Origin of the sequence: Brevibacillus sp. FSL K6-6036, from assembly GCF_037964015.1 — a bacterium.
Lineage (GTDB): Bacteria > Bacillota > Bacilli > Brevibacillales > Brevibacillaceae > Brevibacillus > Brevibacillus borstelensis.
The window spans coordinates 395232-407500 of sequence record NZ_CP150173.1 but is presented as its reverse complement, the minus strand read 5'-3'; the positions used below and the strand labels follow the sequence as shown (position 1 = coordinate 407500).

The following is a 12269-nucleotide window of genomic DNA, read 5'->3' as shown; positions in this document are numbered from 1 at the left end:
GGAATCGGTCTGGGAGTAATAGATCGTCTCCACCAGCTCACAGTAATGGACGATATTGAGCGGTCTCAGCTCGATAGCCTGCTTGAAGCTTTCCACAGCCCGGCTGTAATCCCCGCTATATCTGCACACACATCCGTAAAGGTGAAACACCCTCGGGTGGGAAGGCCACAATCCCAGCATGTATTGGGCGGTTTCTTTGGCCTCATCCATTCTGTCGAGATTCAAATAAGAGTAGCCCATTTGCAGCAGTGCATAAAAATGGTCAGGTTCCACCGCGAGCAGCTCCTTGGCCTCCGCGATCACCGTCTCATAATTGTCATTGTCAAAATGGTACTCGATGCTGTCTACCAGTCTTTCCACTAGCTCTTCGGAATCGTTTTGTATCCTTTCTTCCATCTCTCTCAACTCCTGGGTGAAAATTAAATCTGTCTGCCAAACTTGCGCAAATACGCCTCTATATCGTTGTAAAGCCCGCTGTGGTTGGAATATTTGACATAGTTCTTCGCCGTGCGCAGCCAGTCCAGGGTGGTCGGCTTCACCTCGCTCAAAACCGTCTCCAAATCCTTCATCATGATCGGGCGCTCCACGCCGGTCTCCAAGATTTCCTCCAGAACAAGCTCCGCTGCCCGCTCACACACATTTTCAATGTCAGCCCCGGAAAAGAACTCCGTGTGCTTGGCCAGCCAATGGGGATCGATTCCTTTGGCAAATCGTCCGTGCAGCTTCAGCGTGAACATTTGCTCACGCGCTTCCAAATCTGGCGGCGCAACAAAAATCAACCGGTCAAACCGCCCCGGCCGCTTCAGTGCATTGTCTACATCCCAAGGGAGATTGGTAGCTCCAATGATCAAAACCTGATCGGTGCTGGTATCAATGCCTTCCATTTCCGACAAAAAGGTATCGATCACGCCCCGCATGTAATTGGATGAAGATTTTGAACGATTGTAGCCGATCGTATCGATCTCATCAAAAAACATAATGCTCGGTTTATGGTGACGCGCCTTGTCAAACATGGCTTTCAGATTCTGCTCGCTCACTCCGATATACGGGTCCAGAATATCGGTGATGTGCACCGGGACGAAGGTGGCTTTGCATTCTCCTGCAGTCGCTCTCGCCACGAACGTTTTCCCGCAACCGGGAGGGCCGTACAGCAATACGCCGCCGCCCACTTTTTTGCGGAACTTGGAGAACAGGCCTTGATTGAAAAACGGGCTTATTATCCGCAAGCGAATCGTTTTCTTCAATTCATGCAGGCCTGCCACATCCTCAAACGTGACCTTGTTTAACGTTGGCAGTTCCTCTTTTTTCTCCCGTTGGCCGCCATCGATAATTTTTAGGCCCGGATGGTTCTTTACTTTGTAGGAGTGGTTTTGTCTGCCCGCTCCAGTTCCCTGGCTGCCAGCATAACGGTCATCCTCGTAATCGCTGTTGTCGTCATCGGCTTCATCGTATTTCTCATCGTCTTCCCCGAAATCATTTTGCAGCGAATGGTTGCGGCCATCTCTTTTATGATCTGTTTCTTGGGGGGGAGCCTCGTTTTTCTCTCCGATGTTTTCTGTTTCCATCCCTTTGGCCAGAGGCGCGACATTGCTCATCCCTGTAGCCGAGGCGGCGGAGGAGTTCTTCTGGACAGCCGGGGCAGCAGCACTGCCCGTTGCCTGTTGCTGCAGCTGTTGTGTGGCCAGTGACAGCTCCCGAATAAAGTCATTGCGCAATTCCTCATTCTCGCAATATGTGAGTCCTGCAGAATATGAACTGATCGCTTCCAGCCACAAACCGTTTTCGGCCAGTTCCTTTCCTAACCAGAAGTGCGTTTGGGCGTCTTCGGGATGCTTTGCCGCCATTTGACGCAGCCATTGTATTTTTTCCAAAGCGTGTTCACCGCCATTCATCCATGGTCTTCTATCTTGACGCGTGCATCCAGTTTCGGATATTCGTTTGCAACCTCTCATCATTCTACATCAAATGTAAAAAACTTCAAGAAACATGGTGGATTGTGACGATTTCTGCGGGTTGTCCTTTTCTTTATTTTATGTGGGTATTCGGGCAAAAGAAGCAGCGAAAACGGGACTTTCTTACCATTCCCTGTTCTGTTTTGATGTCTTGGCTATTACAAACACCCGATACAAATACTTCCATTATTGATAAACAATATAAAAAGGCCGTCACGCTCTCGTGCGAAACGGCCTTTCCATCCTTAATAGGGATCAGCCTGATGCCCTTTTCTTTCGGCTTCCTTCACTGCTGCTCCAGCGTTTTCTGTGCCGATCGGACCGCCCGTCCCCAATTTTCCCGAATCCTTGCTGCCGGCCTGCTCCAGACCCTCCCGGACGCGACGACCGTAATCGGGATCGCATTTTGTTAGCATCTCGATCATCTTGTCCTGAATTTCCTTCCTGCAGACGCGCAAGGCGTTTACCAGATTTTCGATCAGATCGTCCCGCTCCCAGTCCTCGAACATCCGGTAACGCTCCCCGGCCTGTTTGAAGTCATTGGTCCGGTCAATTTTTTGCCGCACCACATTTCCCGCTACGTACGGCTCGTGGTCCTTTTCTTCCTGCACGACCTCACGCAGTCCCCCAATCGTGGACGGCTCGTAGTTGATATGCGGATTGGTCCTGTCCACATGGTAGAGCATTTGACCGCCTTCCTGATTGGTGGCTACGCGTTTTTTCGGAGCGTTGATCGGAAGCTGCAAATAATTGGCGCCTACCCGATAACGCTGTGTGTCAGAGTAGGAAAACGTCCGCCCCTGCAGCAGCTTGTCATCGGAAAAATCCAGTCCGTCGACCAGTACGCCCGTCCCGAAGGATGCTTGCTCTACCTCCGCAAAGTAGTTTTCCGGATTTTTGTTCAACACCATTTTGCCTACAGGGAGAAACGGAAATTGTTCCTCCGGCCAAAGCTTGGTCGGGTCCAATGGATCAAAATCAAGCTCCGGATGCTCGTCATCGCTCATGATCTGGACACAGAGCTCCCACTCCGGGTACTCGCCTCGCTCGATTGCTTCGTACAAGTCCTGAGTAGCGTGGTTGAAATTTTGTGCCTGAATTTTTTGGGCTTCCTTTTGCGTGAGGTTCTTGATGCCTTGGGAAAGCGGCTGCCAATGGTACTTCACCAGAACGGCTTCGCCCTCTTTGTTGACCCACTTGTACGTATTGACGCCCGAGCCCTGCATCTGGCGATAATTGGCCGGGATGCCCCACGGAGAGAAAAGAAACGTAATCATATGCATGGCTTCCGGGGTGTTGGAGATGAAGTCAAAGATGCGCTCCTGGTCCTGAATATTGGTCACCGGGTCCGGTTTGAACGCGTGAATCAGGTCCGGAAACTTCATCGCATCCCGAATGAAAAACACTTTCAGGTTGTTGCCTACCAGATCCCAGTTGCCGTCTTCCGTATAGAATTTGACGGCAAAGCCGCGCGGATCGCGCAATGTCTCCGGCGAGTGGATGCCGTGGGTGACCGTGGAAAACCGGACAAACACGGGTGTGCGCTTGCCCGCTTCCTGAAACAGCTTGGCCCTGGTGTACTTGGCTATAGGCTCGTCTCCCACTTTGCCGTACGCTTCAAAATAGCCATGGGCACCTGTCCCGCGCGCATGAACGACCCTCTCCGGAATGCGTTCCCTGTCAAAATGGGTGATTTTTTCCAGAAAATCGTAGTTCTCCAGTGTCGTGGGGCCTCTTCTGCCCACCGTCCTCATGTTCTGATTGTCCGTAATGGGGTGTCCTTGCCGGTTGGTGAGAGAATCTTCGCCCTCCCCCGCAGTCATTCTTTTGTCGTATACGCCGCCGGCACCCATTACCGAGGTCCCGTTCTCTCCTTCCGCTGACGCTCCTCGTTCCTGATGAACATCACTCATTGCATTCCCCCGCTTTCAGTCAAATAGCTTGCTTGCACGTTTTTTGGTTGCACATATGTAATATCTTCCTGCGGGGGTAGCTTTATGCAAAAATTGTCTGCGAAACCATTAGAGAGGGAATTTCATGCCACATACGAATGTGTAACACTCTGGAGATGTTGGTCGGCAAAACCGCTACAGGGCACAGCCTAAAGTGAGCCTGAAAACTGGCTTCTTCTGCTGCGCCCTGTATGTAGCGACTTTCATTTGGCTTCCAAGTCAGCAAAGGATTGACTCCAATCCTTCCTACGCCCGCTTTCTGCGCAATTGATAGTACGTGACTGCCAATGCCAGCGCCAGGACAATTCCTTTAATGATGTCATACGCATAATAAGGAAGATTCAGCATCGTCATGCCGTTCAGCAGGACACCGATCAGGATGGCCCCGACGAAGGTGCCGAATACATTGGGCTTGCCTGCGCCAAATACAGAGAAACCGACAAACGCCGCGGCCACCGCATCCATCAGCATGGAGCCTCCGCTGCTCACCTGACCGGTTCCGATTCGCGCAGCCAAGAGCATCCCTCCGAGTCCGGCAAACAGGGCAGAGAGCACGTAAGCAAGCGTCCGGTACCGGTTCACGGGTATTCCGGAGAGCCGTGCCGCTTCCACATTCCCTCCGGTCATATAAAGCATGCGCCCTTGTCTCGTATAGGTCAAATAAATATGCGTGACCGCCACCAGCAAAAAGGTAAGCAGCACAGGCACCGGTACGGAGAGAATCTCGCCTTGCCCCAGCCAGAGAAACCATTCCTGAAATTTGCCCGGAGCAGTCGTCCCGTCCTCCATCGGCATATTGGCGTAGATCGAGTAGCCCTTTGAATAGGTCATATGGACGCCGTTTACGATGTACAGCATCGCCAAGGTCGCCAACAGGTCGGGAATCCGAATCTTCACGACCAACAGCGCGTTGATCAAGCCCACCAGAACGGCCAGAACGATCGGAACCGTCAATGTCGCGACCGCTCCTTGTTCGTACCAGACCATCATCGATGCGGAGACAACGGTAGTCAAGGAGACGGTCGAACCGACAGACAGGTCGAATCCGCCGACAATCAAGGAAAACGTAACACCGACGGCCACAAATGTGACGATGGAGATGGAGCGCAAAATATCCGTGATGTTGGCATAGGTAAAGAAATAAGGATTGGTCAGGCTAAAAAGCAGGATGACGATGGCGATCACGGCAACCGTTCCGTATTTGTAGACAAAATCAAACAAGCTGTATTTTTTTGCTTCCATCTTATTCACCCCCGCTTGCGTAATACATGATTGACTCCTGGGTCGCTTCTTCCCGGCTCAGCTCTTTTACGATTTGTCCCTCGAACATGACGAGGATCCGGTCCGCAATCCCCAGCACCTCGGGAAACTCGCAGGAAAAATACAGGATGCCTTTTTTCTCCGCGGCGAGCGAGCCGATCAGGCGGTAAATGTCGCTTTTCGCCCCGATGTCCACACCCTTCGTCGGCTCGTCGAACATAAAGATGCGCGCATCCGTATCCAGCCATTTTCCGATAGCGACCTTCTGCTGGTTTCCCCCGCTCAAGTGGCCGACAGGCTGACGAATGCCCGCTGTCTTTACCCCCAGTTTTCGGACGATCTTCTCGGCTTGCTCCGACTCCAGTCTTTGCTTCACAAAGCCCCTTGGCGACCATTTGGCCAGGGTAGCCACCGACAGATTGCGGGCGACCGACTCCTCTACGAATATCCCTTCCTTGCGGCGCTCCTCCGGCACGAGGACGATCCCCGCCTGGACTGCCTCTTTCGGCGTGCGAAGCCGCAAAGCCCTGCCGTTTACAATCAGCTTGCCATCCTCCCACTCATCCGCGCCGAACAGCAGACGTGCCAGCTCCGTCTTCCCTGCTCCAACCAGGCCGACGACACCGACGATTTCTCCCTCGCGCACATGCAGGTCCGCTCGGCGAACCTTGCCTCCTCTGGCGTTTTTCACTTCCAGGATGGTCTCGCCGATCGGCACCTGGGTCTTCGGGAACTCCTCGGAGAATGTCTTGCCCAGCATCGCGGCGATGACCTCGTCCATCGTTGTGTCCGCCGTCTCTTTGGTAGAGATCCGTTGTCCATCGCGCATGACGGTGATCCGGTCGCAGATTTGAAAAATTTCCGGCAGCCGGTGGGAGATGTAGATAATGCCCAACCCCGCTTGCTTGCACTGCTCGATGATCTGAAACAGCCGCTCTGTTTCCGTGTTGCTGAGCGGAGCTGTCGGTTCGTCAAAAATAATGAATCGGGCCTGCTGTACCGTCGCCCGGGCGATCAGGATCAGCTGCTTTTCGGACAGCGTACAGGCTTCCACCTGCTTTTTCACAGGAATGGAAAAGCCAAACCTTGCGAGAATCGCTTCCGCCTCTTCATACAAGCGGCGCCAGCTGATCAAGCCCTTTGCTTGGATTTGGCGATCGAGCAATATGTTTTCCGCTACACTGAGGTACGGGATCAGCGCCGTATCCACTTCCTGATAGACGCATTGAATCCCGAGCGCTTTGGCATCCTGCGGCGACTGGATCGCGGCCTCCCTGCCATCAATCACAATGGAGCCTCCGTCCGCCACATAGGCTCCCGTCAAAATCTTCATCAGCGTGCTCTTCCCCGCTCCGTTGGCTCCGAGCAGAGCGTGAACTTCTCCCGCTTTCACTTCGAAATCGACGGAACGGAGCGCGGGTACGCCAGAGAACTGCTTCATGATGCCGTTCATCTGCAAAGTCGTCATTTTCTGTCCCCCCTTATTAAGGAAGAATCCCGTTGATGGATGATCAACGGGATTACGCTACACCATCTATGCAGGATTACTTGCCCCATTCTTTCACGTACTGGGAGAGATCTCCCATCGTGATTTTCTTGTCCGTCGGCAAATCGTCTCGCTTGACCAGCACAGGATTCAGTTTGACGCTGTCCGGCACCTGCTCGCCGTTGATTTTTTTGAAGACGGTTTGGGCTTGAATCCGTCCGATGTTGCCCGGGTCTACCGCTGCAGTCGCTACCCACGAGGTAGAGGGATCCTGCATGAGCTGCAGGTCTTCGTCGCTCAAATCGATCGAGTATACTTTGATCTCGGTACGGCCGGCTTGCTGAATGGCGCGGGTCGCTCCTTTGGCGAACTCATCCCAGGAAGCCCAGACCGCTGTAATATCTCCTTTGTTTGGATACTTCTTCAGAATGGCTTCCATCTGCGATTGCGTATCCAGCGCGGTGTTGTTGGTGGCGCTGCCGAAAGCGGCAACCTCCTTGATATCCGGATATTTCTTCAAAAAGGCTTCGTACGTGATCTGGCGTTTTTCCATCGGTGCAAAGCCAGCCACCCAAATTTTCACGATGTTTCCTTTGCCGCCGGTATCTTCAGCCAGCTTCTCCAGGCTAAGCTCAGCCAGCTTCTGGTCATCCTGCTCTACTACAGGAACCCCGGGAAGCTTGATGTCTGTATCAAACAGCACGAGCGGGATGTTTTGCTTCACAGCCTTTTCTGCTCCTTGCTGCAGTGCTTCTGCAGTGCCGTGGTCAATCAGAATGCCGTCGAAACGCTGGTTGACCGCCGCATCCAGGTTGGAAGCCATTTTGGACAGATCGGTATCTGCGTTGAAAACAGTCAGCTCTCCGCCGTTCTTTTCTACTTCGGCTTTGACGCCGGCAATGTACTGAGCCGAGAATGTGCCTACGTTTTGCCGCATCACGAGCGCGATCCGTTTTGCTTTCTCGCCGGAGCCGCCACCCGCTCCGCCGTTTCCGGAAGACGCGCTGTTGCCCCCGCCGCAAGCTGTCAGCAAAAGAGACACAGAAAGGATAAGCGATCCAATCAAACTAAACTTCTTTTTCATATCGGAAAACCCCCTTTTTAAAGTAACACGGTACGCTGTTCTGCGGTTTTGAACCGGAATCGACATCCATTTGCTCCATCAAAAAAGCCTCTTTCCAGATGAAAGAGGCTTAAATCAGCGGATTTTCGCCTCTCATCTGTCAGGTATCGCTACCTGTAGGAGTTAGCACCTTGGCTCAAAAGAAACGTGTTCCTTTGCGCTAGGTTGCCGGGCTTCATTGGGCCAGTCCCTCAGCCTTCTCTGGATAAGAGTTCATATTCTCATATCAAAACCTTTTGTATATACAGAATATAATGGCTGCTTTCAAACCTGTCAACTAGGATTTTTTCCCCTTCCCTGTCCCTATCTTTTCAAATGCCTGGGCGACAAACCAACTGTGCTCCTCCCGCATCTTTTGTTCCGTAGACGCATCGAGTCCCCAGTCGGATATTTTGGAAGCCGGGCGCAAAGCTGCGAACAGATCCCAGTAAGACAGGTCTGTAAAATCGAACTTCGTCAAGGATTGATAGCGACCGGTAAAACGAAGCATCGCCTCGATGCCGAATGCCCACAGAATCTCCAGTCTGGCGTTGGCAACATCCGCGAGCGGATCTCCGAGCTGCGCGTCCTCCCAGTCGATCACTGCAGCAAGCTGTCCGTCCCTCCACATTACATTTCCTGGCCAAAAATCTCCATGCAGCAGTACGCATGGATTCCGCGAAGGAAATGGCCAAACTGCCTCCAGAACATCCCGAATGCGTCCCTCACCCAGCGATTCATCTGTGATTGCCGGCCGTTTTTCGATTTTCTCGGTACATGCCTTCTCCAGTTTGGGCAAAAAGGACAAATCCAGCTTCGAGACGTCCACACTATGAATCCTGGAAAGCTGCGCAGCTAGCTGGAAAACGTGGTCGGTCACATCGGCAGGAGTGAACTCAGTCTTTCCCTCGATGTATTCAATCACGACGTACGGCGTGGAAAAAATCTCGCCTGATTGATCCAGGAAAAATGGCACTGGCGCGGCCACCCCCACAGACTTCAGGAGTTCCATCAGCTTGAATTCATCTGCTGCCACATGGGGATTCTGTGAAATGTCTGCCGCACCGTGCCGGCGCACAACCATTTTTTTCCTTTTGCCGTCAAGCTGCTCGATTTCAAGCGCCGTCACCTGCGCTGAGACACCGCCTTTCAACTCCCAGGAGCGAACCAGCTTGCTTTGGGGTTCAAGCCTTTGAACCAATCTTTGAAAGCAGTCCCTTTCCGTTGATTCTGTCATTTGCACCTCTCCTTTGCCTTTTCCGGAATATTCGCTATCCCCGTGATCAAATCATCCCGGTTTCCCGCAGAAGATGAAAAATGAAAAGCGGACAGCTCTCGAATGGGCCGTCCGCTTCTTTTGCTCGCTTTACGGGTCAATCGCTGTTTATCGCTTTAGTTGGATGTGCAGCCATTGCATTTTTCACCTGGACTGCAACTGCTAAAGCCAGCGCCTGACCAATCCCCCTACAAATTCCCAACTACTTCTGCTGGTAATTTACTCTTACGATCTTCCAGCCATACGGGCTTGATTCTTCCTGTTCCAAAGAGTATTCCACCTGATAATTTCCTGTCAGCGTATGCTGATAGCTTCCTGTCACCCACAATCGCTTCGGATTGCTGTCATCTTTCCTGACCACCAGGCTGCCGCTGTAATCATGCAGAGGGAGCGGAGCGATCTCTTCCAGTGACTCTTGGGCGTCCTTGCTGAAAAACTGCCCGATCCGCGACGGGTCCTTCTGGACATACGCCTGATTGGCGGCGGTGAGGAAGAGGTTGACGATGTTTTTCTGGCGAAGCTGCGTTTCCTTGAACTGCTGAGGCGTATCGCGTTTCCAAAGATCATGCAAGCGTTTCAGGACGATGGCAAACTGCGCTCGTGTCATTTGTTTTTTCGGGTCAAAATTTTTGTCTGCGTTAAAGAGATAGAATTCGGAAATCGCTGCCGCATAGGGCGATGCCGTATCCTCGTATTTGGGATCGTGCTTCCACAGATAGTAGCCCGTATAGTAAGGCTTCACTTCATCCAGCTTGAGGGTTGTCGCCCGCATTTTGTAAGGAGCCAGGACATGGAACAGGATCATGCTCGCTTCTTCTCTGGTCAACGGCTTTTGCAAATAATCGGAGGACAGCCACCAGTCGATGTTGTTCTTCTGTGGCTGCTTCATACCTCCACGTTCGGATAAGTGCAGGTAGTACAGCATGCTTTCTCCCGGATCGAAGGAATTGACAAATCCGGTTTGTATGTCTAGCATGGCGCGCATATTGGCAAGGAGTTGTTCCGTTTCCTGTTTATAAGAGAACCGTTGATCCACATGCGTATTTGGCTTGGCTGTTTCCAAGGGACCATAGATGCCTTCCAGCACCCGGTTCAGCAAAGCCAGCGCTTCGCCCCTGGTAACCGGATTGTCCGGATGAAAATACCCGTACTTGAGGCGGTAAACATTCAGTGCGCTCAGTTCCTCGATTTCCTTTTGGGCCCAATGCCCCTGAATATCCTCATAGTATGCGGGAGCCGCAGAAGCGCCGGGGACAAAAAAGCTTTGGACGAACAGACCGAACATAACGATCCAGGCAAGATAACGTTTGTACATTTCTCAGTACTCCTTTCCAAATAATGCTTCGGGCAACATTTTCCCTAGGTAAGTGATCGTGCTGATGCTGACGGACGGGAATACCATGCGATTATCGGATTTCCGTTTACTTGTGGACTGCTCCTGTTTTATCGATCTGGATCAGCTTCCCGTTCTGTTTGACTGTGGCGACGCCATTTTTAAAAGGCGTGGCGTACTCGTACTGGCAATCGATGACGAGGCTTCCCTCGGCGTTGATGTACCCGAACTTCCCGCCCTTTTTCACGACAGCGAGCCCTTCGGAAAAGCTTGTCGCATGGTCGAATTGATACGCAATCGCCAGCTCCTTGTCAAACGGATTGATCTGTTTGACATAGCCCCATTTCCCGTTCTGCTGGACCGGCACAAGCACAGGGGCTGGTGCGGCTTTTGGCTGCGGCTTTGGCTGGGCGGGCTTTGCCGCAACCTGACTGGGCTTTGCTGGTTGTGGTTGCGGCTGTATGCTAGGAGTCGGCGTGCTTTGCTTTTTTGGGCTTTCTTTCTTCGGTCTGGGGGCGGCTTCTTTTTTTGCGACTGTCGGAGGAGCGGCTTTTGCGGCAGTCTCCGCTGTCGCCGCCGGGCTGGGCGTCGCTGCCGCTTCTGCTGGCGGTTGTACCGCCTGTTCCGCTGGCAGCTCTGGCTGCGGCATTGAGGGAACAGATGGCATCAGCTCTTTCCCCTGCCCGCTGAGACTGGACGCTGTCTCTATGGCTGCAACTGCCTTTTCCTTGGCAAATCCAAACAGGGACGAGCGCATATCTTTTCTATCTCCGTCACTTGCGGGGCTGGACCCATTGGGCTCCTCCGTCTCCTCTGCTGGCAGTTCTTTGCTCTCGGAGGTCTGGTTGGCCGGAGCGGGTTCTGGCTGGGCACTTGCCGAATCGCCTTTTCCGCCGCTCATCTGGGACAGTGCGACGCCGTTAATAATCAGCGTGACTGCCACGATCGCTCCTCCGATGATCAGGCTTTTGCGATTGCCCCAGCTCTTCTTTTTTTTGACTGGTCCGGCGGCGGCCGTCACCTGGATGTGCGTTTCCGTCCGCTGCCCCTCATACTGGGCCAGGACGACCATGTTTCCGACCACACCTACAGTTACAGCACCTGCCTTGGTTACTGTGCCAATCTGTGGCTGATCTGTGCTCCAGCGTACTTGCTCAGTAATGTCCTCCTCCCGTCCATCCATCCAGACGAGGTACGCCTTCAACTGTGCGGTTTGACCGGGATGCAGCTCCAATTCAGCCGGTACGACTTTGATGTAATGGGTAGTAGGCTCCCCGGTATTCGATTGTATGGACATGGTGGCACCCCCTAATTCTTCAGGTTTATCGTATAGGTATTTACACCTTGAACAGAAACGGCGTTAAAGTAAGCAAGACCGGACTGAGGAAGCTTCACAGCGTACGAAATGCCTCCTCCGGCATCTTTTAGGCCTTTTACCGTCACTACGCTCGGGACGGGAACGCTGATCGCTGCCGGCTGATTCGTCAAAGTAAGTACGGGGTATACCGACTTTCCATTGACAAGGATCTCGATCTGATCTCCGTCTTCGGCGTTGAAATCCCAAATCAGCATGGTTGCCTCCCCCGCTTCGTCGGCAGGGCTCTCTACGACAAAATCCTTCGCTTCCAAACCGGCCGTATTCTCTTCGGCAAACAACTGTTCACCGGCTGCGACGGACGTGCTGACCCGGCTATTGACGATCTGAGCGGCATCCCCCTCCGGCAGTTGTCCCCCCGTAAAGAAGACGGCCGCGGCAATCAAAATGGTTGCCAGCAAAAATGATTTTCCGATTCCTTTTTCGCCGGGGACCGCATCATGGGGCTCGGGTTTGCTTCTGCTGTCCGGAGCGTATGACCGAGGCGCATCTCCCCTCGTCTCCGACTTGCTTGACATGCGGCGCGACTCTTC

10 protein-coding genes and 1 riboswitch (1 of these 11 only partly in view) are annotated in these 12269 nt (G+C 52.9%); all 10 genes read right to left on the bottom strand.

Features of this window, described 5'->3' with window-relative positions:
- On the bottom strand, window positions 1-396 hold the start of the coding sequence (locus NST37_RS02290; protein ID WP_003393170.1) for a tetratricopeptide repeat protein. Its footprint begins 822 nt before the window's first position; the window shows 396 of its 1218 coding nt (coding positions 1-396); the start codon lies at window positions 394-396; its stop codon lies beyond the left edge, outside the window.
- A 23-nt stretch (window positions 397-419) separates the two neighbouring features.
- Window positions 420-1892 (bottom strand): ATP-binding protein, encoded by a 1473-nt coding sequence (locus tag NST37_RS02285; RefSeq protein WP_003393168.1) that lies wholly within the window; start codon window positions 1890-1892, stop codon window positions 420-422.
- Window positions 1893-2197: 305 nt separating this feature from the next.
- Entirely contained in the window at window positions 2198-3805 is a 1608-nt protein-coding gene (locus tag NST37_RS02280) for a catalase (RefSeq protein ID WP_003393165.1), read from the bottom strand.
- Window positions 3806-4150: 345 nt separating this feature from the next.
- A complete protein-coding gene (locus tag NST37_RS02275) occupies window positions 4151-5146 on the bottom strand; it encodes an ABC transporter permease (RefSeq protein ID WP_327925700.1) in 996 nt (331 codons plus the stop codon).
- A gap of 1 nt (window position 5147) precedes the next feature.
- Window positions 5148-6632, bottom strand: coding sequence for a sugar ABC transporter ATP-binding protein (locus tag NST37_RS02270; protein WP_003393162.1), 1485 nt, complete (start codon window positions 6630-6632; stop codon window positions 5148-5150).
- Window positions 6633-6708: 76 nt separating this feature from the next.
- A complete protein-coding gene (locus tag NST37_RS02265; RefSeq protein ID WP_003393160.1) occupies window positions 6709-7734 on the bottom strand; it encodes a sugar ABC transporter substrate-binding protein in 1026 nt (341 codons plus the stop codon).
- 129 nt (window positions 7735-7863) lie between these two features.
- Window positions 7864-7985: riboswitch (SAM riboswitch) on the bottom strand.
- Between the two features lie 65 nt (window positions 7986-8050).
- Window positions 8051-8989, bottom strand: coding sequence for a phosphotransferase family protein (locus tag NST37_RS02260; protein WP_031933363.1), 939 nt, complete (start codon window positions 8987-8989; stop codon window positions 8051-8053).
- 241 nt (window positions 8990-9230) lie between these two features.
- Complete coding sequence (locus tag NST37_RS02255) at window positions 9231-10343, bottom strand: S-layer homology domain-containing protein (protein WP_003393157.1); 1113 nt, start codon at window positions 10341-10343, stop codon at window positions 9231-9233.
- A 106-nt stretch (window positions 10344-10449) separates the two neighbouring features.
- Window positions 10450-11658: a WG repeat-containing protein gene (locus NST37_RS02250; RefSeq protein WP_339186172.1), complete on the bottom strand. Its 1209-nt coding sequence runs from the start codon at window positions 11656-11658 to the stop codon at window positions 10450-10452.
- Window positions 11659-11669: 11 nt separating this feature from the next.
- A complete protein-coding gene (locus tag NST37_RS02245; RefSeq protein WP_172920226.1) occupies window positions 11670-12254 on the bottom strand; it encodes a hypothetical protein in 585 nt (194 codons plus the stop codon).
- Between the last annotated feature and the right edge of the window lie 15 nt (window positions 12255-12269).